This is a genomic window from Pedobacter sp. PF22-3 (assembly GCF_026239555.1).
In the GTDB taxonomy this organism is placed as follows: domain Bacteria; phylum Bacteroidota; class Bacteroidia; order Sphingobacteriales; family Sphingobacteriaceae; genus Pedobacter.
Map to the genome: position 1 here is coordinate 84,500 of NZ_JAPIVP010000012.1, position 26,676 is coordinate 111,175.

22 protein-coding genes are annotated in these 26,676 nt (G+C 37.4%); 10 read left to right on the forward strand and 12 right to left on the reverse strand.

Going from position 1 to position 26,676, the window contains the following annotated elements:
* Positions 1 to 183: 183 nt before the first annotated feature.
* The 10 genes from bamA to ubiE form a co-directional block, all read right to left on the reverse strand.
* Complete coding sequence (bamA, locus tag OQX63_RS15865; protein WP_265851803.1) at positions 184 to 2,727, reverse strand: outer membrane protein assembly factor BamA; 2,544 nt, start codon at positions 2,725 to 2,727, stop codon at positions 184 to 186.
* Between the two features lie 149 nt (positions 2,728 to 2,876).
* Positions 2,877 to 3,617: an isoprenyl transferase gene (locus tag OQX63_RS15870; protein ID WP_090501841.1), complete on the reverse strand. Its 741-nt coding sequence runs from the start codon at positions 3,615 to 3,617 to the stop codon at positions 2,877 to 2,879.
* A gap of 19 nt (positions 3,618 to 3,636) precedes the next feature.
* Entirely contained in the window at positions 3,637 to 4,449 is an 813-nt protein-coding gene (locus OQX63_RS15875; protein WP_265851804.1) for a DUF6089 family protein, read from the reverse strand.
* Positions 4,450 to 4,451: 2 nt separating this feature from the next.
* Complete coding sequence (locus tag OQX63_RS15880) at positions 4,452 to 5,333, reverse strand: NAD kinase (protein WP_265851805.1); 882 nt, start codon at positions 5,331 to 5,333, stop codon at positions 4,452 to 4,454.
* Between the two features lie 9 nt (positions 5,334 to 5,342).
* The gene (locus OQX63_RS15885) at positions 5,343 to 6,005 is read right to left on the reverse strand and encodes a CBS domain-containing protein (protein WP_265851806.1); all 663 of its coding nucleotides are present in this window, start codon (positions 6,003 to 6,005) and stop codon (positions 5,343 to 5,345) included.
* Positions 6,006 to 6,770 (reverse strand): alpha/beta fold hydrolase, encoded by a 765-nt coding sequence (locus OQX63_RS15890; protein WP_265851807.1) that lies wholly within the window; start codon positions 6,768 to 6,770, stop codon positions 6,006 to 6,008.
* 183 nt (positions 6,771 to 6,953) lie between these two features.
* Entirely contained in the window at positions 6,954 to 7,400 is a 447-nt protein-coding gene (locus OQX63_RS15895; protein WP_265851808.1) for a GatB/YqeY domain-containing protein, read from the reverse strand.
* 110 nt (positions 7,401 to 7,510) lie between these two features.
* Positions 7,511 to 8,269 carry an SDR family oxidoreductase gene (locus OQX63_RS15900; protein WP_265851809.1) on the reverse strand — a complete coding sequence of 253 codons (759 nt, stop codon included), beginning with the start codon at positions 8,267 to 8,269 and terminating at the stop codon, positions 7,511 to 7,513.
* 90 nt (positions 8,270 to 8,359) lie between these two features.
* Positions 8,360 to 9,157, reverse strand: coding sequence for an outer membrane beta-barrel protein (locus tag OQX63_RS15905; RefSeq protein ID WP_265851810.1), 798 nt, complete (start codon positions 9,155 to 9,157; stop codon positions 8,360 to 8,362).
* Positions 9,154 to 9,885, reverse strand: a complete 732-nt coding sequence (gene ubiE / locus OQX63_RS15910; RefSeq protein ID WP_265851811.1) for a bifunctional demethylmenaquinone methyltransferase/2-methoxy-6-polyprenyl-1,4-benzoquinol methylase UbiE — start codon at positions 9,883 to 9,885, stop codon at positions 9,154 to 9,156. Before ubiE ends, OQX63_RS15905 begins: the two co-directional genes overlap by 4 nt.
* A gap of 165 nt (positions 9,886 to 10,050) precedes the next feature.
* Here ubiE and yihA point away from each other — a divergent pair, with 165 nt between their 5' ends.
* The 5 genes from yihA to OQX63_RS15935 all read left to right on the forward strand — a co-directional run bounded on the left by yihA (position 10,051) and on the right by OQX63_RS15935 (position 17,316).
* Complete coding sequence (yihA, locus tag OQX63_RS15915) at positions 10,051 to 10,674, forward strand: ribosome biogenesis GTP-binding protein YihA/YsxC (protein WP_265851812.1); 624 nt, start codon at positions 10,051 to 10,053, stop codon at positions 10,672 to 10,674.
* A gap of 88 nt (positions 10,675 to 10,762) precedes the next feature.
* Positions 10,763 to 11,620, forward strand: coding sequence for a UbiA-like polyprenyltransferase (locus OQX63_RS15920; protein ID WP_265851813.1), 858 nt, complete (start codon positions 10,763 to 10,765; stop codon positions 11,618 to 11,620).
* Between the two features lie 97 nt (positions 11,621 to 11,717).
* On the forward strand, positions 11,718 to 13,421 hold the full coding sequence (locus OQX63_RS15925; protein WP_265851814.1) for a M3 family oligoendopeptidase: 1,704 nt from the start codon (positions 11,718 to 11,720) through the stop codon (positions 13,419 to 13,421).
* A 65-nt stretch (positions 13,422 to 13,486) separates the two neighbouring features.
* On the forward strand, positions 13,487 to 14,230 hold the full coding sequence (locus OQX63_RS15930; RefSeq protein ID WP_265851815.1) for a hypothetical protein: 744 nt from the start codon (positions 13,487 to 13,489) through the stop codon (positions 14,228 to 14,230).
* A gap of 659 nt (positions 14,231 to 14,889) precedes the next feature.
* The gene (locus tag OQX63_RS15935; RefSeq protein WP_265851816.1) at positions 14,890 to 17,316 is read left to right on the forward strand and encodes an outer membrane beta-barrel family protein; all 2,427 of its coding nucleotides are present in this window, start codon (positions 14,890 to 14,892) and stop codon (positions 17,314 to 17,316) included.
* A 4-nt stretch (positions 17,317 to 17,320) separates the two neighbouring features.
* On the opposite strand, the gene OQX63_RS15940 is transcribed toward OQX63_RS15935, so the two are convergent.
* A complete protein-coding gene (locus tag OQX63_RS15940; RefSeq protein ID WP_265851817.1) occupies positions 17,321 to 18,538 on the reverse strand; it encodes an MFS transporter in 1,218 nt (405 codons plus the stop codon).
* 291 nt (positions 18,539 to 18,829) lie between these two features.
* Between OQX63_RS15940 and OQX63_RS15945 the strand changes: the two genes are divergently transcribed.
* Complete coding sequence (locus tag OQX63_RS15945; RefSeq protein ID WP_265851818.1) at positions 18,830 to 20,779, forward strand: amino acid permease; 1,950 nt, start codon at positions 18,830 to 18,832, stop codon at positions 20,777 to 20,779.
* Between the two features lie 3 nt (positions 20,780 to 20,782).
* Entirely contained in the window at positions 20,783 to 21,334 is a 552-nt protein-coding gene (locus OQX63_RS15950; protein ID WP_265851819.1) for a transposase, read from the forward strand.
* Positions 21,335 to 21,529: 195 nt separating this feature from the next.
* On the opposite strand, the gene OQX63_RS15955 is transcribed toward OQX63_RS15950, so the two are convergent.
* Positions 21,530 to 23,488 carry a KUP/HAK/KT family potassium transporter gene (locus tag OQX63_RS15955; protein WP_265851820.1) on the reverse strand — a complete coding sequence of 653 codons (1,959 nt, stop codon included), beginning with the start codon at positions 23,486 to 23,488 and terminating at the stop codon, positions 21,530 to 21,532.
* 179 nt (positions 23,489 to 23,667) lie between these two features.
* Here OQX63_RS15955 and OQX63_RS15960 point away from each other — a divergent pair, with 179 nt between their 5' ends.
* The 3 genes from OQX63_RS15960 to OQX63_RS15970 all read left to right on the forward strand — a co-directional run bounded on the left by OQX63_RS15960 (position 23,668) and on the right by OQX63_RS15970 (position 26,622).
* Positions 23,668 to 24,198 (forward strand): T9SS type A sorting domain-containing protein, encoded by a 531-nt coding sequence (locus OQX63_RS15960; protein ID WP_265851821.1) that lies wholly within the window; start codon positions 23,668 to 23,670, stop codon positions 24,196 to 24,198.
* A 75-nt stretch (positions 24,199 to 24,273) separates the two neighbouring features.
* Positions 24,274 to 24,885, forward strand: coding sequence for a fumarylacetoacetate hydrolase family protein (locus OQX63_RS15965; protein ID WP_265851822.1), 612 nt, complete (start codon positions 24,274 to 24,276; stop codon positions 24,883 to 24,885).
* A 3-nt stretch (positions 24,886 to 24,888) separates the two neighbouring features.
* Positions 24,889 to 26,622: a M23 family metallopeptidase gene (locus tag OQX63_RS15970; RefSeq protein ID WP_265851823.1), complete on the forward strand. Its 1,734-nt coding sequence runs from the start codon at positions 24,889 to 24,891 to the stop codon at positions 26,620 to 26,622.
* The last annotated feature ends 54 nt before the right edge of the window (positions 26,623 to 26,676 follow it).

Consider the following 26,676-nt stretch of genomic DNA (forward strand, 5'->3'; position numbering starts at 1 on the left):
CTGTTACAATTGTTTTTAAAGGTAATGAAGCGATCATGATTTTGTATTGCTTATTTCCAAGTAGGCAAAATCTGAAGGTTTCAATTGTGTGTGTGTTTTAATGATATTAATAACCTAAGCTTTCTTTAAACTCCTGTTGCAATGATTTATTGCATAATTAGTTAATTTTTTGTTCTTTATCAATTAAAATCCACCTAATTGTTGTGCGATACTGAAAGTAAAGTTTTGTTTACCGCCATCTGCCACACCAGGGATCCTATCAAATGCATGTCCGTAATCAATACCCAATAAACCAAATATAGGTAAGAAGATACGTGCACCTACACCAACTGATCTTCTCACATTAAAAGGATTAAAATCACCAAATCTATTCCAGGTATTACCAGCCTCAGCAAAGGCTAAAACGAATGCTGTTGCCTGCTGACTAGCAATTACCGGATAGCGGGCCTCTAATACATATTTAGTATAAATCGGGCTACCAGATTGTTGTGCAATTCTTGGATCAGAACCATTTGGTATCACCGCATTGTTTGCGTAACCACGCATCGCAATCAGTTCAGACCCCTGTAAGAAATCGAATCCCTGCATACCATCACCACCCAGTTTAAAACGCTCAAATGCAGATTGACCAACGGCTTTATTATACTGGCCTAAGAAACCAAATTGTGCCTGGGCTTTAATTACCAGGTTACCTGCTACGCGTTGGTACCATTGCGAATCGAATTTCCATTTATGGTATTCTGTAAAACGATATTTCTCCTTATCAGATGCGGTAGCATAGTTTGTTTTATTTAACAATGAGAATGGCGGTGTAGCCTGAACCGTAAAACGTATAAATGATCCAGATTTAGGAAAGATTGGCGAATCTCTCGAATCGCGGCTAATCTCTTGCGATAAACTCAGGTTATATGATGTACCTGAACTAAATAAATAACCAGTATAGTTATTTAAAACATATTGCTGCAAACTCACAGCGTGAGTTAATTGGAAATAGTTATCCGGCCAGTTTAACCTTCTACCTAAACTAACAGTTACCCCGTTTAACCGGATTTTTTGAAAAGCAGCATCTCCACTACTTAAACCGTTTGATTGTAATGAGGTAAAGGCACTTACACCAAAGCTTACCGGTTTCTCACCACCAAACCAAGGTTGTGAGAATGAGAAGCTATATGATTGGTAATATTTACCGTTCGTTTGCCCACGTAAGCTCAATTTCTGTCCGTCACCTTTTGGCAATGGCTTATAAGCTTTTAAATTGAACAGGTTACGTAGTGAAAAGTTATTGAAAGTTAAACCTAAGGTACCAATGATACGGCCACCACCAAAACCGCCTGATAGCTCGATCTGATCTGAAGGTTTCTCTTCTACGGCATATTCGATATCTACAGTACCATCAGCCGGGTTAGGGCGAGGTGTAGGTACGGTTTTAGACTCATCGAAGTTACCCAATTGACCAATTTCGCGAATGGTACGGATTAAATCACTTTTGTTGAACTTCTGTCCTGGTTTAGTACGGATCTCACGCAAAACAACCTTATCATTTGTAATGGTGTTACCTTTTATGGTAATGCGGTTGTTGGTATATTGTGGTCCTTCATACATGCGCAATTCCACATCAACCGTATCGCCATAAATTTTGGTCTGTACCGGATCGATGTTAAAAGTTAAGTATCCGTTATCGGTATACATACTGTTAATGTCGCCACCGTTTTCGCCACCACCATTTAATTTTTTGTTTAATCTTTCTTCGCTAAAAACATCACCTTTTTCAATGGTTAATACTTTTTTCAGAATACTATCCGGGTAAATGGCATTACCAGCCCAGGTAATATTACCAAAATAATATTTTTTACCTTCATAAAGGTCCATTCTAATATTAACTTTTTTCTTGTTGTACTGGTAAATGGTATCTTTTAATAATTCTGCATCACGATAACCTTTCTCGTGCATTTTAGCAATCATTTTAACCTTGTTCTCTTCGTATTTCTCTTTAGCGAATTTTCCAGAACCCCAAAAGCGCCACCATGCAAACTGTTTAGGGCTTTTTAGGTATTTTCTCAGCTTTGCTGATTTGAAATCTTTATTTCCCGTAAAATCAATATGCTGCACTTTAACCCGATGACCTTTATCGATATAGGCTTCTAATACCACACTGTTTTCTGCATTCGGATCTTTCCGTGTTTTGTAATCGATCTTGGTAAAGAAGAAGCCTTTATCCAATAAATATTTTTTAACAATGGCAGATGTGGTATTGTATAAGTTATCGTTTACGATTTTACCGGTTTTATCATTCAGCTTTTCTTGAATAGCCGTTTTTTCAGATTTACGGAGCCCTTTTAAATCGATAGAACTTAAACGCGGACGTTCCACTACTTCAATTTCAAAATAAACAGAATCCTGAACAAATTTTAAGATGTTAAGTTTAACATCATCAAATAAGCCTTGTGCCCACAATGTTTTGATCGCATCAGAGGTTGCCTCTCCGGGAAGTATGATTTTATCGCCCTTAGTTAGTTTAGACAAAGTGATTAATACTTCTTTATCTAGATATTGGGTTCCTGTTACCGTTGTACCTCCAATAATATACTCTTTAGGACTAAAATAATCGAGATCTAAGCCACCAACCTTTAAAGAAGGGGTTACCGGAGCCTGACCTTGTGGACGTATTTGAGCGAAGGCCGGAGCGGCTAAAACGAGTAGGATTAAAACCTGAAATATTCTTTTCATTAAAATTATTTGTTCAGTAATGACCAAAAGGTAACGCTGTTTTATAAAGCAGAATTTCTTTACATTGTTCCCTTATTATGGTTTCATTTATCGTATAAAAGTGGCGCTAAGTTAGTTTAAACGCTTGTTAAAAAGTGTTAAAAGAAAAATTAGTTTAATTGTTCACTAATTTTACCAAAACGGCGTTCGCGTTTTTGATAGTCTACAATGGCCTCGAAAAGATTTTCACGTCTGAAATCTGGCCATAAAACATCAGTAAAATAAAACTCGGTATAAGCCATTTGCCATAGCAAGTAATTGCTGATCCGATGTTCTCCACTGGTCCTGATCATGAGTTCAGGGTCGGGTATATTTACGGTTGTCAGTTTCGATGCAAACAGGTCTTCGTTAATATCATCCAAAGAAATGTCATTATTCTTTACAGCTGATGCAATTTTTTTTGCGGCCTCCAGAATCTCCCATTTTGCACTATAACTTAATGCCAGTGTTAAAGTACATTTTTCGTTATGGGCTGTTTTCTCCATGGCTTCTTTTAAATCATCAATACACTCTTGGGGCAAAGATGCAATATTACCAATGGCATTCAGCTTAACATTATTTTTATTAAGTGTTTCGGTTTCTCTGTTGATGGTTGAAATCAGAATCTGCATCAACGCATCTACCTCTTCTTTGGGCCTGTTCCAGTTCTCTGTAGAAAAAGCATATAAGGTAAGGTATTCTATACCCACTTCAACACAACCTTCTACAATATCTTTTACAGAAAGTACACCCTGCTCATGTCCGAAAACCCGCACTTTGCCCTGGCCTTTAGCCCATCTTCCATTACCATCCATGATAACGGCAATGTGCTTTGGCAGGCGGCTATAGTCTATTTGTTCTTTAAATCCCATTAATTATGTCAAAATCAGCTTAAAAGGAATAGCATTTTGAGGATACAAAGGTAAAAGATATGCCTATACTAACAAATAGATAAGTGTCCCTTTTTCGAAAATCGCCTCTCTGGGTACCGGGAACTCCAATCTGGTTAGCTGAAGGATCGGATAAATTAACCAGATTTTCTCCGGTTGGAACATAAGCAGGAATAGTCGGGTACCGGCCGCTTACATCATCAATATAATCGGTAAGCGGTGTTCTGTACCCTAATTCGGTAAAAACGCTCCAGGTATCTTTGTAATTATACCTTAACCCCAAGCCGTAAGGAATAGTTAACACAGCATTTTTATAGCTATTATCCTGGCCTTCGGTGCCTAATCGGTCTAACCTATATTTTTCACCATAAACATCTACAGTTGGCCTAAATACAAGCAGCCCTACCCCTGTAAAAAGGTACGGTGTAAATTGGCGTGTTCCGCCGCCCAGGTTAAAATTAAAGAAATTAAAATCAACCAATCCGCTAAACTCATTCAATGCTGTTTTAAAACGCAGGTTCCTGTCACGGAATTGTTCATTACTGGAGTTGGCATCATCAGCCCTTATTTGCCCATAGGTATAATTTAAACGGATGCCAACATATTGGTTAAAATTTCGCTTTACATAAGCACCACCGGAAAAACCGCTGATCTGCAATGGATTGTTCTGATTAAGGTCGCCCATATAACCTGCACCGCCAGCCATCATCCCAACTTCCCACGAAGGGTCGCCCACTATAGTACGCTGTGCATGAACCAACTGCGCACTAAAAATGAGAAAGACTATAATGAATAACTGTTTGCCTGGTGCCATACTTAGTAGTTACGGGTATCGATACCCCATAATAATTTATTCCTTAACGTGCTTAAGTAAGTTTCATTATTAAGGCGGATAAGATTTAGGCAAAAGTCTGCCTTTTTTATGCTGATTTTTACCGAACGTTCAACGGTAACGGTTCGGCTATCGCACGAAACCAAAAATTTTGATTCTCTGGCTTCTACCTCAAATGAAAGCGTGTTGCTATCTGGCACTACTACTGGCCGTACATTTAAATTATGTGGCGCAATAGGCGTAATTACAAAGTTCTTAGAATCGGGATAAATAATAGGGCCTCCGCAACTTAAAGAGTATGCTGTAGAGCCCGTTGGGGTAGCAATAATTAATCCATCGGCCCAATAAGAATTAATAAACTCATTGTTCATTGAAGCATGGATAATCATCATCGCCGAATTATCGCGACGGTGAATGGTAATATCGTTTAATGCAAAGTTCTCTTCACCAAATAAGCCATTATCCGATTCTAATGCTAAAAGCGATCTGCAATCTAAAGTATATTCTTTATTGATGAGCGCATGGAGTGCCGATCCGATTTCGTTTTTATTGATACTGGCCAGAAAGCCCAGGCGGCCGAAGTTGATCCCGATTACAGGTATGCCCGAATTGCGGATCAATGATAAAGTATCTAACAAAGTACCATCTCCACCTAAGCTTAACAACACATCGGCATGTTTCTTTAATTCGGTATGGTTATGAAAAATAATGGTATTTACCGGCAGTTTTATCTTGCCATGAAGTGATGTTTTAAATTTAGAATATAAAACAAGCTGAATGTGGTTTTCAATTAAATGATTAAAAACCTCCTGTACATAGGGCAAAACCGTATCGTTAAAATCTCTGCCGTAAATTGCAATCCTCATAAAGTAGGTTTATACATTTAAATAGTTCATGAAAGAATCGTAACGCTCCTGCGATCCATCATCAATCTGGGTGTTATTGTATACCGCTTTAACCAGGTAATCATATCTTTCGAACGAGGCTACCAATGAAGTAATTTCTGTTTTATTTACTTTGAGCGTTACCTCTAAACGTGTAGAATCTTCAAAAGAATTTACGTAAGAAGAGAGTACCTGCGCATTATCGGCTTCAACAATCTGTGCAATATGCGCCAAAGAGTTATCGCGGTTACTGATTTCCAAAACTATTATTCCGCCAGGTTCATTTACCGCGTACTGTTCTGCCATGGCGTTTACCATACTGCTTACAGGGATTAAACCAGCATAGTTTTTATGCTGATCTAAAACAGGAACAGCTGTTAAATTTAACTGATTGAATAATCTGAGGACATCGTAGGCATGTGCATTACTAAAAACGAAAGCGTGAAGTATGTTTACGGCACTGTTGCTTAGCGGTGTATCATGATTATCAATGTTCAATAAATCATCTTCAGATACCAAACCCAATAAAGTTGCCTCGTTAACAACCGGCAGATGCTTTAGTTTAAAATCGTTCATACGATCTAAAGCTTTCTGTACCGTGTCATCGGTTCTTAATGATGGAATTGCATCTGATATGATTTCTGCTGCAAACATTTATTTTAACAATATTCTATCTAAAAACTTCTCTAAAAATGCATTAAATATCTCTGGATGCTCCATCATAGGTGCATGTCCACATTTATCAACCCAATTTAATTCAGAGTTTGGCAATAATTGGTGAAATTCTTCTGCCACTTCCGGCGGTGTAACCTTATCGTTTTTACCCCAGATAAGTGAAACCGGAATGGTAATTTTAGAAAGGTCTTTAGCCATGTTATGGCGTATTGCCGATTTTGCCATGGTTAAAATCCGAATAACCCTCGATCTGTCGTTAACTGTTTTAAAAACGTCATCAACCAGTTCTTTGGTTGCTGTTGCGGGATCGTAAAATGTAAATTCTACTTTTTCCTTAATATAATCGTAACTTTCTCTACGTGGGAAAGACCCTCCAAAAGCATTTTCATACAAACCAGAACTGCCTGTAAGTACCAGCGCTTTAACAAATTCCTGATGAGCAACCGTAAATACTAGGCCTACGTGGCCGCCTAGTGAATTGCCTATAAGCACTACCTGGTTTAAATTTTTATATTTTAAAAAGCGGTGAAGATATCTCGACAATGCTTTTACGCCCAATGTTAAAATAGGCAGATCGTAAATTGGTAAAATTGGAATAATTACCCTGTAGCGATCTTTAAACTGTTCTATAACCTGTTCCCAATTGCTTAGTTCGCCCATTAGGCCATGCAGCAATACCAGTGTCTCGCCTGTTCCGGCTTCAATGTATTTAAATCCGTCTTCTTCTATTATCGGGTAAGTCATATATATTCTAGATGGTATTGTGCTACTAAGTTAGTAGAGTAAAATTAAATTTATGCATTTATATCCCATTTTTCTGAAATAAAATCGAAAACGGTATAAAAACATCCTTTGTAAAGCGTAAAACGGTAAGCGACTAGCGATAAATACGCTTTAAGCTTTAGTCTTTCTGCTTTTAACTTTAAATTAAGCCAGTTTTTCTTTAACTATCTCTGCAATTAATTTACCATCAGCTTTACCAGCAAGTGCTGCATTCGCCATGCCCATTACCTTACCCATATCTTTAACCGATGTAGCGCCAGATTGTTTGATTACCCCCTCAATAATTGAGGCAACTTCTTCCCTATCTAACTGTTTTGGTAAAAATTGATTAATTACTTCAATCTCTTCGTTTTCTACTTGGAATAAATCTTCGCGATTTTGTTGCTTATAAATATCAGCAGATTCGCGGCGTTGCTTAATCAGTTTCTGAAGAATTTTAATTTCGGTTTCTTCTGTAATTTCTTCCGAAGACCCTTTCTCCGTTTTCGCTAAAAGTAAAGCTGCCTTTATTGCTCTTAAACCTCTTAATTGTGCATTATTTTTAGCCAACATGGCTTTTTTAATTTCCTGATCTATTGTATTTGATATCATTGTTACTCGTGGTTAATTAGTTAACTGTTTAAACCGGTTAACTGTTCAAGATTGTTAATTATTGAATAAATAAATTTGTTAATTGATTATTGCAAATTGCCAACTGAAATTTATACTCTGTTTACTATCGTTGCGGTAGCCTGTGCGGTTGGCATAATCAGCATATCGTTAATGTTAACATGTTTTGGCCTGCTCACTACATACCAAATGGCATCTGCAATATCATCGGCAATGAGCGGCTCCAGGTTTTCGTATACCTTTTTCGCACGGTCTTCATCACCTTTAAAGCGCACTACCGAAAATTCGGTTTCCACCATACCCGGATTAATTTCGGTCACCTTTATGCCATGAGGTAATAAATCTATACGCATGCCTTTACTCAAAGCATCTACGGCATGTTTGCTGGCACAATAGACGTTCCCGTTCGGATAAACTTCTTTACCAGCAATAGAACCGATGTTGATTATATGCCCTGATTGATTTGGAATCATCCAGTTGGAAACAATTTTGGTTACATAAAGCAGCCCTTTTACATTGGTATCAATCATGTTGTCCCAATCGTTTGTATCACCTTTATCAATAGGATCTAAACCCTGACTTAAACCAGCGTTGTTAATCAAAACGTCAACCTTTTTCCATGCTGCTGGCAAGGCTTCTAAAGCAGCCTTAAGACTACCTTTATCGCGAACATCTGCCAAAACCTGTTGAATGTTAATGCCATATTTATCTTCCAAATGATGTGCAATTTTAGCTAACCGATCTTCTCTTCGGGCTAATAATATCAGATTATAACCTTGCTGAGCAAATATATGGGCACAAGCTTCGCCAATACCAGAAGTTGCGCCTGTAATTAATGCGATTTTAGACATTTTTATGAATTTTAAGTCCAGGTAAAGCCTTTAAGATACCATCTTTGATTTACCTATACCCACAAAGGTAAGTTTTTTTGAATTGCAGGACTATTGAAAAATTAAACTGAATGTTAATTGACGTAATTTCAACTTATCTATTGGGTTGGCGTAAATGGTATTGTCGTGCTGTAGCAAATCGTTGGCCGAATAAGATAGTTTTATTTCGGGCGACATTTTAAAATATTCGAAATAGATATCGAAACCAATACCTGTTTCATAAGACAAATAATTCCTTTTATTTTTTAAAAACTTGTTAACGGCTGTTTCTCCTTCATCGAAGGTTTTCTTTTTTGAAGCAATGTCTATCGAATATTTAGCACCGCCTAACCAGTATACCCTAAAATTATTCAGCCGGTTCGATTTCACCTTTATGCCTAATGGAAATTCGAACATAGTGGCCTGTACTTTTCTGTCAACCACGGTTTGGAAATTTTTGGTTTGCCCGTTGCCAACGTTAATAGGCGCCATGGGCTCATACTCATAAGTGACTACCCTATCGCTAAAAATAAGCGAGGGCGTTGCCCTGATATCAAAATTATCAGAGATCATCCTGTTCATTACAAAGCCCAATCCAAAACCCTGAGCGGGTTGACTGGAAATAGCATTTAAGTTTGAGGTAATCGGAATGCCCGAATTTGGATCGTATGATGGATCCAGTGTATTTGGCACTTCATAAAAAGGCGACCGCCAATTTGGCTTTTTAAGTATTTTATATTCGGCCGAGATATATTGAAAATTAAAACCAAAACTCCAATCTTCATCATCTATTCCGCCACCCCAGTTTTGAGCGAAGACGGCGGTAGAAATAATAAAAAATGAAAGAATGAGGCTTAATTTTCTGATCATTTGGTTCCTACATATATCGAACTTATTCCGAACGTTAAAATTCTTTGTTTGGTACTTTTAAACCCAACTTTTTCCATCAGGTTGGTAAAATCTTTCCCATCTGGAAAAGCGGCAACCGATTCTGGCAGGTAAGTATAAGCCCTATGGTCTTTAGAGAAGAGTTTCCCGAAAAACGGCGTTACCTGTTTAAAATAAAAACTATACAATTGTTTTACCGGGAAAACCTTTGGTTTTGAAAACTCTAATATTACCATTTTACCATTTGGTTTTAGCACACGGTACATATCGGTTAATCCTTTTTCGAGATTTTCGAAGTTACGTACCCCATATGCGCAGGTAATGGCATCAAACGTATCATTTTCGAAATGTAGCCCCTCAGAATCCCCGACCTGAACGGTAAAAAATTCATTTAAACTGCGCTCATTAATTTTCTTCCTGGCCACTTCTAACATGCCTTCAGAAATGTCAACCCCAATCACCCTTTCTGGATGGAGCTTTTTAATGGCTTCAAAAGCAAAGTCGCCAGTTCCGGTAGCTACATCAAGCAAAGTTCTGGGTTGGATGGAAACCAATTCTTTAATCGCTTTTTTACGCCATAATACATCAATCCCTAAAGAAAGAAAATGGTTTAAAAAATCGTAAGTGCCAGAAATGTTGTTAAACATGGTTGCAACCTGCTCTTTTTTAGTTGCATCTTCTACTTGGTATGGGGTAATATTCTGATTCATGATATGGAGCAAAGATATAGAAAAGTCGGGAGTCTTTAGTCCGGAGTCCGAAGTCTTTGATGCAAAGTATTCAGTGTAGTGTCAAAAATCATGTTTAAAAAATTATCAATTTGTACTTCGGACTTCCGACTTCGGACTTCGGACTCAAAACCCTACCTTTGCACTATGATTATCAAAACGGCAACATTTGTTTGCAGCAACACACAGATTTCGGCATTACCGGCACCAATTATGCCCGAATACGCATTTATTGGCCGCTCTAATGTGGGTAAATCTTCATTGATCAACATGCTCGTTAATCAACATGGATTGGCCAAAACTTCTCAGCGCCCAGGAAAAACGCAGTTGATTAATCACTTTTTAATTAACGAAGCCTGGTATATTGTCGATTTACCGGGTTATGGTTATGCGAAAGTTTCTAAAACCAGCAGAGAGAAGTGGGAAAAATTTATCCGTGCCTACATCACTAAAAGAGAAAGCCTACAATGCGTTTTTGTTTTGATAGACAGCCGTTTAGAACCTCAGGGAATCGATATTGAGTTCTGTTATTGGTTAGGTGAGAAACAGATCCCTTTTTCGCTAATTTTTACCAAAGCAGATAAACAAGGAATGACCACCACACAGAAAAATGTAGCAGCCTTTAAGAAAAAGCTCGGCGAATTTTTCGAAGAGATTCCGGCAACCTTTATCACTTCTGCCGAAAAAGGTAACGGAAAAGATGAAGTTTTAAATTTCATTTATGAGGTGAATAAAGATTTTGTCGTTCCGACAGACTATAAGAAGTTTTAAACAGTTTTCAGTCTGCAGTGCACAATTTTCAGATCAACATTTAAAATCTGTGTAATCAAATCATCTGTGTAATCATCTTTTAAAATAAATGAAAAAATACTTTTCACTCGTATTATTCGCTCACTCCGTTTTTGCGCTGCCATTTGCCATGATTGGTTTCTTTTTGGGCGTAACTACAACAGAAAATCCATTTTCCTGGTATAAACTTATTTTAGTTTTGCTCTGCATGGTTTTTGCCAGAAACTCGGCCATGGCTTTTAATCGTTATCTCGACCGGAATATTGATGCAAAGAACCCGCGCACGAAAATGCGTGATATCCCTGCAGGTAAAGTTTCAGCAAATGAAGCATTAATTTTTGTTATCGCCAATTGTGTACTTTTCGCTATTACCACCTATTTTATTAATCCGCTTTGTTTTTATTTGTCTCCAGTTGCCTTATTTGTAGTTTTATTTTACAGCTACACCAAACGTTTCACAGCGCTTTGCCACCTGGTATTGGGCCTGGGCCTGGCGCTCGCTCCTATTGGTGCTTACATTGCCGTAACCGGACATTTTGCGTTGGTGCCCGTACTTTACTCCTTAACCGTATTATTCTGGGTAAGTGGATTTGATATCATATATGCCTTGCAAGACGAAGAATTTGATCGCGAAGAAAAATTACATTCCATCCCATCGGCAATTGGCATTAAAAATGCTTTGAATGTTTCGGTGCTATTACATATACTTTCGGCTACCTGTGTTATTTTGCCTGTGTTTTTTACTTCCTTTAGTTGGGTTTATTACGTAGGTATTGTGTTTTTCTGTTCGATGTTGATTTATCAGCATTTGCTTGTAAAACCAAATGACATTAGCAAGGTAAACAGGGCATTTCAAACCTTAAATGGTTATGCATCGGTAGTATTTGCAATATGCTTTTTAATAGATGCGTATTTGAGACATAAATAAAAATGAGTGGATGATTGAATTTTGAATGAGAGAAAATAACATTGCGCCATAAACCATTCACTCCTTCAATCATTCTCTAATTCAATAATTAACTATTATGATAACTAAGAAACCTAGAACATATATTCCACAGCAACTAAACATTACCTGGGAAAATTTAGAACCACTTTTCACTGAACTTCAAAACCGGGAAATAAACAGCACTGTTGAATTAGAGCAATGGTTAAAAGACCGTTCGGAGCTGGAAGCAGCTTTGGAAGAAGACTTTGCCTGGCGGTACATTAAAATGAGCTGCGATACGGCCAATGAAGAACTGGTTAAAAACTTCCAATATTTTGCGACGGAAATTGAGCCAAAAATTTCTCCGCTGGCCAATGAATTGAACAAAAAATTTGTCGAAAGTCCGTTTATGGATGATCTGGACAAAGAAAAATATTTCGTATACAGTCGTGCGATTAAAAAAGCCCTTGAACTTTACCGCGAAGAAAATATTGAACTTTTTACTGAGCTTCAGGTAAAACAACAAAAATATCAGAGTATTACAGGCGCCATGAGCGTTGAGTTAAATGGCCAGGAGTATACTTTGGAGCAAGCTTCTGTTTTTATTAAAGATTTAAACCGCGAAGTGCGCGAAAATGCGTGGAAGACGATCCAACAACGCCGTTTGGTTGATAAAGATGATTTAAACATTTTGTTTGATGAGCTAATCAGATTGCGTAATCAGGTTGCCTTAAACGCCGGCTTTGAAAACTATCGCGATTATATGTTCCAAGCCTTGGGGCGTTTTGATTATACCCCACAGGATTGTTATGATTTTGCCAATGCGATTGAAAAGGAAATTGTTCCGATTTTAAAAGAACAAGCTGAAAAACGCCGCGAAGCTTTAGCTTTAGAAGTGTTAAAGCCTTGGGATTTGGAAGTAAGCGTGAGTGGTAAACCTGCCTTAAAACCATTTAACAATGGCGAAGAGCTGATTGATAAAAGTATTGCCTGCTTTAATGCCATTGATGAAAAACTGGGTTCAAAATTGGCCACCATGAAAGCCAATAATCTATTTGATGTAGAAAGTAGAAAAGGTAAAGCGCCCGGTGGTTACAACTACCCATTGGCTGAAACAGGGGCTCCGTTTATCTTTATGAATTCGGCCAATTCGTTACGCGATTTAACGACCATGGTGCACGAAGGCGGCCACGCCATCCATACTTTTTTAACTGCCAATTTAGCGCTAAACGATTTTAAACATTGTCCATCTGAAGTAGCCGAACTGGCATCAATGAGTATGGAATTAATTTCCATGGATAAGTGGGATGTTTATTTCGACAATGAAGAAGATTTAAACCGCGCTAAAAAAGAACAATTGGCTGATGTTTTGAAAACATTGCCATGGGTTGCCGTAATTGATCAGTTTCAACATTGGATTTATACCAACCCAAGCCATACCGCTGCTGACCGTGAAGAAACATTTAAGCAGATTTATAACCGTTTTGGTGCTGGTTTCGCTGATTGGACAGATTTGGAGCAGCAATTTGGAAATGTATGGCAAAAACAACTGCACTTATTCGAAGTTCCATTTTATTATATAGAATATGCAATTGCACAGCTAGGTGCTATTGCAGTTTGGAAAAATTATAAAGAAAATCCTGAAAAGGCTTTAGAACAATACCTGGCTGCACTTGCTTTGGGTTATACCAAACCAATAAATGAGATATATGAAACCGCAGGCATCAAATTCGATTTCAGCGAAGAATATGTAAAGGAGCTGGCAAGTTTTGTAAAAGATGAGTTAGAGAAATTAGGCTAATCAATATATTTATTAAGTCGCGGTTAATCTCCGCGACTTTTCTATTTTTAGAAAAAAACATTTTTATGCGCGTACTTAAAACAATATTGATCATTTTAATATTTGCAAAAAGCATTTGCCACGCGCAACAAAAACAAAATAATACCATACAGAAATATACCTTAACCGGTTTCATAAATAAGAAAATTCCGGTTGAATTAAACATTTCTGTTTCTAATCAGCTCATTTTAGGAGATATCAGATATTTAAACACCAGATTGAAACAGCCAATTAAAATTATTGGCCATATAGAAGATCAAAATCAGTATTCGCTGCATGAATTTGAAAGAGATGGAAATATTAGCGGGAGTATTGATGCAACGCTTAAAAACAATAAACTGGAAGGCAACTGGTCTTCTACCAAATCAGATACCAGCTATACAATCATATTAGCTCTTAAAACCAATCAAAATCTTAAGCCAGAAATATTTTCACCTCTTAAACCAGATCAGCTGGCAGGAGAATATGCTTATCAATACGGTGAAAAAGGCTATCAGGGAAGCATCACCATCAAAAAAATAAGTGGCAATACCTACAGTTATGATATTGGTTCGGTTACCCATGATCCTGGAAGAAACATTGCTGATGCATCTGGAAAGGCTGTTTTGAAAAATAACCAGCTGATCATTAAGGTGAACAAATCATGTGCATTCAAAGTTAAATTCTACAATGGCTTTTTAATCATTTCGCAGGAGAGTCCGTTCCAGTTAAATGATTGTGAATTTGGATTCAACGCCACACTAGAAGGCACTTATCTGAAAGTTAAATAGCAAACACTTATCTGGTCTTAGCGCCTCGCTAAGCATTTTTTTTTGCCACAGAAACACGGAAGGCACGGAAACTAAGCAGGAATAAAGGATCAGCCACTTACTTCATGTTTTTTCGGTAATCAACAACCAATGTTTCATCTGCAGTACCTTACCTATTCTTAGCGTCTCGCTAAGAATAAAGTTTAATTCTGTCAAATGGCATTAGCATCTCGCTAAGCATTTTTTGCCACGGAAACACAGAAGCACGGAAATTAACTTATCTGGTATTTAACTAGTCTTATTGTCTCATTAAGAATGAAGTTAATTCTTTTATTATGAACCTTACCTGGTCTTATCTTCTCGTTAAGACTAAAGTTTAATTCTCATCAAGGAGTATGGATAATGCAAAAGACGCTTCGACTCCGCTCAGCGTGACAACCCGCGAGAGAATCAACTGGCTTTAGCATCTTTGTTAAGCGTTTTTTGGCCATGGAAATACAAAGTGCACAGAATTAGGCAAGAATTGTTATTTACCAATACTGATGAACCACAATATGTAAAAAAATGTTAATTGGGTTAAACATTGTTAAAATCTACCAATTAATGCAACTAATGATCTAGTTTTGTTTAATTCCTAATCAGATAAAAGGAGAAACTAATCATCAGATCCCTAGCTAATAATGAAACCATTCGCTCCATTCTTTATGATACTTACTTTATTTTGTGTCAATCTGCTTTATGCCCAAACTGTAAAAACCCATATTACTGGAACAGTTATCTCTAAAAACAACACAAAAATTTTGGCTACGCTCAAATTTAAAAGTGGAACAGACTATTCCTTTATCAAAACCGTGACAACTAACGAACAAGGGAATTTTACATTGGATAATTTCCCGTCGGGTAAGTGTACAGTAGAAGTTAAATCACTTGGTTATAAAACCCTTTTAGAAACGCTGGAGCTAAAACCACACAAAACCAATATCGATTTAAGTTTTACGTTACAACCGGATATAAATGAACTGGAAAGTGTTGTTATTGCTGGCCGCAAGTCTTTAATAGAACGTTATAACGATAAAACTGTGATGAACGTAGAGAACAGTATTGTTTCAACCGGAAATACTGCACTCGAAGTACTTGCTAAAATGCCCGGTGTAACGGTTAATCAGGATGGGATAATCAATATCAGAGGTAGATCTGGTGTCAATGTGCTTATTGATGGAAAATCGACTTATTTATCGGCCGAACAATTGGCTACCAGATTACGATCGTTAAATAGTAGCGAAATAAAAACGATCGAACTAATTACCAGCCCTTCTTCTAAATACGATGCTGAAGGAAATGCAGGTCTGCTCAATATCAAGCTAAAAAAGAACGCGAACTATGGTACAAACGGAAACATAGATTTAGGTTTCGGATATGGCAAGAATCCAAAAAGCGATGCCGGGATATCCATTAACCATCGAAACAAGAACCTTAACATTTTCGGGAACTTCGCTAGCAACAATAATAAAGCCACCGAAAACCTGGACATTTTGAGGGTAGTAAATGGCAACGATCAAAATACTTATTTCCATCAATCGAATACACAGACCAGATCCACACATAATAACAATTACAAAGCTGGGATTGATTATTTCATCAACGATAAAAACACTTTAGGTTTCCTCACTACGGGTTATTTCAACGATGGTCACGATGCATCTAATGGCCTTACCGCTATTGGGCAAAGTTTTACAAAGGTTGATTCTTCTATCGTTGCCGATAATCCAGCAAGGAATAAATACCGCAATCAGGCTTATAACCTCAATTACAAAAGAGTGATGGATACCTTAGGTCAGGAATTATCAATCGATTTAGATTATGCGAAATACCATAGTGAAGAAAATACCATTTACCAAAATTCCTTTTTCGACCAAAGTGCTTCGATGTATAAATCACCTGCCATTTTTCGAAATGCCACCCCTTCCCTTATCACTATCAAAGCTGCGAAAATTGATTATGCACTTCCACTTAACACTACTACTAAACTAGCCTTAGGTTTAAAAAGCAGTTGGGTAAGTACAGACAATGATTTTCGGTTCGAAAACCTAATCGGAACAGATTGGAAAAATGATGCAGGCAGAAGTAACCGCTTTATTTACGACGAAAACATCAATGCCGCTTATGCCACCCTAAAGCATGAATTTAAATCAACTAGTGTTGAAATTGGTTTACGAACTGAACAAACCAACTCCAAAGGAAATTCGATTAACGACAATAAGATTGTAAAACGCAGTTATTTTGATTTTTTCCCAAGTTTTAACATCAACCAAAGCCTAAATGCTAATCATGAAATTGGTTTTTCATACGGCAGAAGGATAGATCGACCTGATTACAAATCACTCAATCCCTTCGTTTACTTTGTTGATCTATATACTTTTAGTCAGGGAAATCCTTTTCTTAATCCGCAGTATACCAATTCTTTTCAACTGGCGTACAATTATAAAAAAACATTAAATATTTCATTGGGATACAGCATCACCAACAATTTAATTATTGACGTTTTGCTACCTGAAAACGAGAAGAAAACATTGTATCAAACCGTTCAAAACCTCGATAAACAATATGCCTATGATCTAACGATCGGCTACCCTACAATCATTACCAAATTCTGGAGCATGGACAATACACTTACCAGCACCTATAACCAGATCAAAACCGCAAACTTAGGCGATGGTGTATACGACAGAAAGAAAGTGAATTTTATGATCAACAGTAGTCACAGTTTTACGCTCAGTCCATCAACATCAGCAGAACTGTCAGGAGAATATGCCTCTTCGCAAATTTATGGCACTTATGCCATTAAGCCCTATTATGGAGTAGATTTTGGAATCAAGAAATCGTTCTTCGACAAGAAACTCAATGTTAAACTTTCTGCCAACGATGTTTTCGACACCAGAAAAGCAAGAATCAGCAGTGCACTTTCGGGTTTAGATTATAACCTCACGCAAAAACAAGAGAGCAGGGTTTACAGACTCAGTTTAAATTACATTTTTGGTAGCAGCAGTATTAAGAGCACCCGGGAGCGAAAAACCAGCGTAACTGATGAACAAGGCCGGATCAAATAATAAATTATACTTCATCTTTTTTTCGAATCCTTAAAATAATAAACATCACTAAAACCGATATTAAGATCATGATCAGATAACTATAGCTTAGGTTACGTTCATCTTTGGCCGGGATCAGATTTACGATACCATAACTCAAAAAAGAAACAATCACATAGGTAATCCCTCCTGTTAAGCCGCCTGCAATGCCCGCATTTTTTGGGAATTTGCTCAGACAGAATGTAAAGTAATTATTAAAGGTAAAGCCTGCTCCTACATTAATTAAAAAGGCAAAGAAAATTAACGACCAGATGTTAGAAACAAAATTTAAGCTTACAATCATCAAGACGACAAAAGCAACCTGAAACAGAGAATTAATCATTAGTCTTCTAAAGAAGGGCTTATTAATGGTGGCCTTGCCTATAAAGCCTCCAACCATCCAGGCAAAACCTAAAAACAATGAGCTATAACCTGCAATAACAGGTGAAAAATTAAAATGATGTTCGATAATAAACGGGCCGGTCATATTGTAAACCATAACCATACAATAGGCTAAGCCCAACATTACAATACCCAGGGTAAAACTGGTTGTTTTAATCATTTCGATATAAATACCTGTTATTTTCTTTAGCTGAAAATCAGTAAAATGTTTTAACGTTTCGCCACTGAACAATAACTCCAGCACCGCAAAAACAAGTGCAAAACCTGCCAAAAAATAAAAATTGGATTCCCAACCAAATACAGTTTGAAGATAACCACCAATAAAAGGTGCTACAATTGGCCCAGTAGACCAAATGATGGAAAACAGACTGAGGTAATGTTTTAACTGATTGCCTTCGAAGAGGTCAACAAAGTATGCCCTTTTCGCCACCACAATTGCGCCTACAGTAAGTCCATGAATAACGCGCATTAAATAAATGAGGTAAATGTTATGGGTTGTGGCAATAACAATACTTGCCGCTGCAAAAATCAACAACGCATACAGGCAGATCTTATACCTTCCAAAGCTATCAAGCACACTCCCGATAAAAAGTTGCGCAATACCATAGCTAATTAAAAAGATACTTAAGGTGAGTTGAACCTGAACACTGCTTACTTGCATTTCACCTGCCATTGTTGGTAAGGAGGGTATATAAATATCGGTAGCAAAACCAGACAATGGAATTAAGGCAAAGGCCAGTATAGTGGCCAAACCCTGGTGGCGTTCTTTAATATATTTTATTTGTGCTGTATTTGCATTCATCTTGATACTCTTACCTTTAAAAATATTCCAATCAAACATCTAATTAAGATCCCTTATTTATCTGATTGATTATTGGCAACAAAATTAGAACTTTCACGAGTCATAAAATTATGCCAATCAAACAAAGGATTATTCAAGCCAAATAATTTTAAATTTTTACTTTAATCTAATAAACAAGCTTCTTTTCTTCGGCATTTTACCACTCATGGCGTAGTGTATTGAAAATTATATCCTGCTTTAAACGTTTTTAGCCAAACTTTTTATAAGTTTGAACAAACAAGCAAATAAAAGATGTTCGAAAAGCTATTCAGAAAGAAATCTATTTCCAAGATATTACAAGATGCGGCAAAAGGCTATGGCGACCACGAAAATACATTACATAAAACACTCGGTGTACGCGATTTAACAGCTTTTGGAATTGCAGCAATTATTGGAGCCGGCATTTTTAGTACGATTGGCAAGGCAAGTGCAGATGGTGGTCCGGCGGTAATCTTTTTATTTATTTTTACAGCGGTAGCCTGTAGTTTCGCAGCCTTTGCTTACGCAGAGTTTGCCTCAATGGTACCGGTTTCGGGTAGCGCTTACACGTATTCTTACGTAGCCTTTGGCGAATTGGTAGCCTGGATTATTGGATGGTCGCTCATTATGGAATATTCTATCGGTAATATTACGGTAGCCATATCCTGGTCTGATTATTTTACTGGATTACTCTCCACCATAAAAATACCTCCCCTCGGCATAGATGGAATCCACGTACCCGATTGGATGACAATGGATTATTTAAGTGCTTACAACGGACATAAACATGCTGAAGCACTTTTAGCCGCTGGAAAAAACCTTGCAGATTTAGATTCGGCCACAGCTTTGGCCAATAATGCATGGCTCACCGCCCCAAAAATCGGTAGTTTTCACATCGTTGCAGATATCCCTGCCCTGGGCATTATCATTTTAATTACCTGGTTAATTTACCGAGGTATGAAAGAGAGCCGTAATGCCAGTAATGCCATGGTGGTGGTTAAGCTTGCCGTAATTCTTTTGGTATTGGCGGTAGGTATATTTTATGTAGATACAAAAAATTGGGATCCATTTGCACCTAATGGCGTTGCAGGAGTTCTAAAAGGCGTTTCAGCAGTATTTTTTGCTTATATCGGTTTCGATGCCATTTCTACAACGGCTGAAGAATGTAAAAACCCACAACGCGATTTGCCGCGTGGAATGATGTGGGCCATTATTATCTGTACCATTCTTTATGTAGCTATTGCATTGGTTTTAACCGGTATTGTTAAATCAGATACCTTAGCCGTTGGCGATCCCTTAGCATTTGTTTTTGATCAGATTAATTTAAAATTAATGAGCGGTATTATTGCCGTAAGTGCGGTATTTGCAATGGCCAGTGTACTTTTGGTATTTCAGATGGGTCAACCCCGCATCTGGATGAGCATGAGCAGAGACGGGTTGTTACCGAAATCATTTTCTAAAATCCACCCGAAATATAAAACACCTTCATTTGCTACAATTGTGGTTGGCTTTGTAGTAGCTGTACCATCGCTTTTTATGAACCTTACCATCGTAACCGATTTATGTTCTATCGGAACACTTTTCGCTTTCGTATTGGTTTGTGCAGGAGTTTTGGTACTACAGAACAGGCCTGACGTTCAACGTGGAAAATTCAAAATACCATATGTAAACAGTAAATTTATTATTCCGGTTATTTTAATTGGCGCCTTAATTTTCGCATTTACAAATTACGGAAAAGAAACCAAAGCATTCTTTTTCAATTCGCCCAAAACCATCCAAACCGTGACTTTCGTAACCTCTTTAAGTGGCGATGAACTGAAAATTGTTAAAGAAGAAATTGTTAACAATGCTAAGCCGCAAATTGTATTGGCCGAGAAAGTAGACGCAGAATCTTACCTCAGTGCATTACCTGCTGATCGTTATGAGCAGTTTATTTCAGCCTCAAAAGTGCCTGTAGAGAAGAAATACGAAAGTGGCTGGGGTTTATTTAAGCACAAAATCCCTATGTGGATTTTCTTGATTATCTGCGTGGTCATCACCTACTATTGCATTACCAAAAACTTATCATTAATTCCTGTTTTGGGATTGATCAGCTGTTTATACATGATGTGCGAACTTGGTATTTCAAACTGGATCGGTTTCGGCATTTGGCTGGTAGTTGGGCTGGTGGTTTATTTTGCTTATGGTTACAGGCATAGTAAACTGGCAAATCCGGAGGTTTAGTAAATGAAATACAATCCTTTAATACATCATCGAAGATCGATCAGGTTAAAGGGTTACGACTATTCAAAAGCAGGGGCATATTTTATCACGATCTGCTGTGAAGATAGAATCCATAGATTTGGAAAAGTTTCAGGTGATGAAATGATCCTAAATCAGCCTGGAACTATCGCTTATAACGAATGGATTAATTTAGCGGAGAGATTTCCGAATTTTGAACTTGATGTTTTTCAGATCATGCCGAATCACATGCATGGCATCATCGTCTTATCAGATCGAACTACTGTCGGGGCGACCCTTGCGGTCGCACAAGAGCAAAACGAATTAAACAGGGCGACCGCAAGGGTCGCCCCGACAATTGCTGAAATCGTCGGAGCTTACAAATCAATTGTTTCAAATGCATGCCTGCAGTTGTTCAAGTCACACAATAAAATAATGGGAAAGCTCTGGCAGCGTAATTATTACGAACACATCATTCGTGATGAAAGAGCATATCAAAACATTTCAAATTACATCATCAATAATCCCGGTAAATGGAACGAGGATAAATTCCATTAAACAAAAATCCCCTTTCTTGAGTAGAAAGAGGATTATATTTATTTCTTCTTGATAAATGCCAGTGCGGTAATCATCACGAGGCCTAATCCAGATGCAATCATGTAATTATTAGCATGATCCAGATGGTATATTTTGGCTGCGGGACCTGCTATAAACAGTATGATTCCCAAACTTAAAATGGCAGTCCTCATTTAATTAAACCGGCAACCTATGTAATTCGATATCATCCGGTGTAACGAAAATTAATGGAACTTTCTCTACATCAACATAACTGCTATCCAAACCAAAACTTCGCTCCTCAGATAAACTTAATTTTTTAAGGATAAAATAATAATCCATAATCTGTCTCTCATAGAAACTCAATTTGGTAAACTTCGATAAATGTTTTTCCAAAAGTACAAACCTGAAATCGCCTGCAATTTTATGCTTGTTCAACGAAGTGTATTGACTGGTAATATCAATTTCACCATTTTTCACCAATTCTTCAACCACTTTACGGTATAATAAATTAACACGTTGTTCAATCCTGAAGCCCAACCTAAAGTCGATCCGGATTAGCTTGCCTGGAATCAGGAATTCAACTTTATAATCTAAAGTATAAGGCTCATCCATTACGTCAACATGCACCAACCAGTATACGTCAGCGCGTTTTGGCTCCTTTTGAATAATGGAATAAATAATTTTTGATTCAATTTCAGTTTTAAAATTGGCACTGGTTAAATAAACCAACTGTGAAGAGTATTTCGGAACCGATTCATCACTGCTCAATTCGGTTAAAATCTGGTAGTAATCTTCAATTTCGACATATTTAACAAAACGATTTTTAATCTTACGGGCTACAAACCAACTCCACATCACCGTAAATAATAAAGAACCGATTAATACCGTTACCCAACCGCCATGTAAGAATTTGGTTAAATTACTGATTAAAAATGTACCTTCAATAATCACGTAGGTAAAGAAGAATATGGCTATTAAATATTTCGGGAACCGTCTGCTTCTCAAATAAAAACTCACCAGAATGGTGGTCATTAACATGGCTATGGTGATGGATAAACCATAAGCCGCATCCATTCGCTCTGCTTTTTGAAACAAGAAAACAATGCCACAGCAGCCAATCCATAACATCCAGTTGATGGAAGGAACGTATAATTGGCCTTTTGAAACTGACGGATAAATAATTTTAATTTTAGGCCAAAGGTTCAAACGTACTGCCTCTGCAATTAAGGTAAAAGAGCCACTAATTAAAGCCTGACTGGCAATTACCGCCGCCATTGTAGCCAATATAACCATCGGAATTTGAAACTGACTGGAAACGATCTGGAAAAATGGATTCATTTTCGCTCCAGGAATATAACTGCCGCTGTTCTGCAAAATCCAAACGCCCTGCCCTAAATAATTTAAGATAAGCGTAAGTTTCACAAAAATCCAACTGATTCTAATGTTATTTCTTCCGCAGTGACCCAAGTCAGAATATAAAGCCTCCGCCCCTGTAGTACATAAAAACACCCCACCCAGAATTAAAAACGCCAGTTTATTGGTCACCAATAAATGGATGGCATAGTAAGGATTAAATGCCTTTAGAATGCTGAAATCTTTAACCACAAAAGACACACCTACAATCCCCAACACAGCAAACCAAACAAACATTACCGGGCCGAATAGCTTGCCTACCAGATTGGTACCGAACTGCTGGATAATAAATAGAATGGTTAAAATGGTGATTACAATTGGAATAACCGGCACATCGAACTTACTGGTAAGTCCTTCAATGGCTGATGTTACCGTAATACTGGGCGTAATAATACCATCAGCAAGTAATGCGCAGCCACCTACAACAGCTGGAACAACCAACCACTTGGCCTTTTTGCGCACCAGCGAGAACAAAGAGAAAATACCACCCTCACCTTTATTATCTGCCCTGAGGGTAATAATAACATACTTAACAGTAGTCTGTAAGGTTAATGTCCAAATGATGCAGGATAAAACACCCAAAACATTTGTTGGATTGATATCCTGCTTTCCACCTAAAATTGTGGTAAAAATTGCGTTTAAAGTATACAGGGGTGACGTACCAATGTCACCGAACACAATTCCTAAGCTAATTAGAACACCGCCGGCGGTTAACGCGTTGACATTTTTATGATTTGACACTTCGTTGATATTTTAGTGCGGCAAAAGTAAACTAACTATAACAATTTAACAACCAAATTATTGTGTATTTTTGACACTATGAAAATTAAATTTTATTGTTAAATTGTGTTAAATTATGGGTTTTAAACAAAATGTTTAATTTCTTTGTTTTAAATTAATACATTTGCTATACCAATTTGATGAAACTCTACACTAAGATAACGTTACTCACAAAACTTGCCTGCACATTGTGCATTATTTTGTTGTGCAGCGTAAATTCTTGGTCGCAACAAATTGATAGCATACACATTAGCTTAAAAAGCAGAACAAAAAAAACAAGTCGAATTCCTGAAATTAAAGCGAATATTACGCCTTACAAACCTCTTTTCATGACAGTTGGCGGTTCGGGAATATTCAATACTTATTCTACAGTGCCTAAAAATGCGACCGTTGTACTGAAAGACAAACTGTTAAGCATCATTAAAATATATCCTAATCCAGTAGAAGACCAGTTAAATATTATTTTAGCTATTGGAAAAGATGGTACCCAAACAACAATTAAAATTATCGATTTATTGGGTAATGAAGTTGCAACGCTTTTAAACGAACGTTTAAATTCCGGTGAGCATACCAAAAACTTTGTTGTTCCTAACAGAATTAACCCAGGCATTTACTTTTTAAGGGTTATTGCAGGTTCAGAAAGCCAGGTAAAACGGATCTCAGTTTTATAACACCATTTTCTTTTCTATTTTTGATTGATGCGGAATTAATTCCCTTCTATTTTTACATATTTCATATTCTTAACAATGAAGATCATCGCCATTGGCCGAAATTATGCCGAACACGCAAAAGAGCTGAACAATCCAGTTCCAACCATACCAGTAATTTTCCTTAAACCTGATACTGCTGTTTTAAAAGATAATAAACCTTTTTACCTGCCCGATTTTTCTGATGATGTGCATTATGAACTGGAGGTCGTTCTAAAAATCTGCAAAGAAGGTAAACATATTGCTGAAAAGTTTGCGGCTAATTATTATGATGAAGTGGGTTTGGGCATCGATTTTACCGCACGCGATATCCAGGCAAAACACAAAGAAAAAGGATTGCCTTGGGAACTTGCCAAGGCTTTTGACAATTCAGCCCCAATCAGTATTTTTTTGCCAAAAAGCGATTACGAAGATCTTTACAATTTAAATTTTGAGTTAAAGATAAATGGCGAAAGCCGCCAGGTTGGCCATACTAAAGATTTGTTATTCTCGTTCGAGAAGATAATCAGTTTTGTTTCTCAATATATCACTTTAAAAAAAGGCGATTTAATTTTTACCGGAACGCCTCAGGGTGTTGGAAAAATAAATAAGGGCGACAAACTGGAAGCCTGGTTAGAAGGAAAGCAACTTTTAAATTTTGATGTAAAATAACGAATGATTAAAAACCCGATCCAATACAAGTTAAAATTTTACATTTCAATTTGCCTTTTAACCCTTTCAACTTTTGTTCAGGCACAACAGATTTTCAGTAACAACAAATATCCCATTACCGATTTCAGACAGCCATTGGATATTACTCCACCTGCCCTTGCAGGCTCCTTTGGCGAAATAAGGGGCAATCACTTTCATTCCGGAATCGATTTCAGAACCAATCAGCGCGAAGGTTATCCTGTTTATGCGGTTGCTGATGGTTATATTTCGAGGTTAAGGGTGCAGAACAGTGGTTTTGGACAGGCACTATATATCAATCACCCTAATGGTTTTACCACGGTTTACGGCCATTTACAGCGCTTTGCACCAAAAATTGCCACGATTGTTAAGAATCTTGAATACGAAAAAAAATCATTTGAGCTTGATGAATTTCCGGATGCCACATTAATTCCTGTACATAAAGGCGATATTATTGCCTGGTCTGGTAACCGTGGCAGTTCAGGTGGACCACATTTGCATTTCGAAATCAGAGATACCAAAACTGAAGAAACTATAAATCCGCAATTTTTTGGGATCATCATCCCCGATAATATCCCTCCTGTTATCCACGGACTTTATGTATATCGTTTAAATGGTAAAACTTTTAACGAAAATACACCTAAACAGGCTATTGGCATTAGTGGAGCAAATGGTAGTTATAAAACTGTTGCACCAATCAGCTTAACTGGCGAGGTTGGTTTTGGCATCGTGGTAACTGATAGGCATAATGGTTTATCAGGCACTAACGGTGTATATTCTATTCAATTAGAGGTAGATGGCAAAAAAGTGTACACATCTGCACTTGAACGTTTTGCTTTCGAAGACAGTAAAGCAATTAATTCGCATATCGATTATCCTACCTACTTAAATACGAAAAGAAGTATCCAGAAAAGTTTTGTTGAACCTGGCAACCCTTTAAAAATTTATAGTGGTTTGGTCAATAACGGCAGGATCAATTTCAACGACGGTGCTCCACATCAGCTTCGCTATATCATTACAGATTCGAAAGGAAATGTTTCTATCCTCCCTTTCTCGGTAAATGCAGGGTTAGCAACTATTACAGCGCCAGTTGTTCCTGCCGGAGTAATTTATCCATACAATAAAGTAAACGAGTTTAATACCGATGATATTAAAGTAGTTTTCCCTCTCGGAACATTGTACAGCGATTTAAACTTCACTTATAAAAAGTTGCCTAAACCTGCTGGTAATGCCTGGTCAGCTGTTCATCAGATCCATAACAGATACACGCCATTGCATATCGGATTCGACATCTCAATTAAGGCTGATAACCTCCCTGAAAATCTCCGGAGCAAAGCATTGATTGTCAATTCAAACGGCTCATCACAGGGTGGATATTATGATAATGGTTTTGTAAAAGCAACACCAAGAAACTTTGGCAGTTTTTACATTGCAGTTGATACCATTGCTCCACGGATTTCACCCATCAATATTGCCGAAGGAAAAAACATGGCTGGTTTATCTAAAATGATTTTTAAAATCAGTGATAATTTATCGGGCATTAAAAGCTTTAACGGCTACATGGATGGCAAATGGATATTAATGGAATTTGATGCGAAAACCGCAACACTTTGGCACAGTTTCGATGAAAGAACTCCATCAGGCAAACATTCGTTTGAATTGGTGGTTACAGATATGAAAGAAAACACAAGAAGATACCCGATACATTTTTCCAAATAAGTGGTAAAAATGTTTTAAAATGTCATCTTTTAAATTCCTGCGAACAGGATAGTA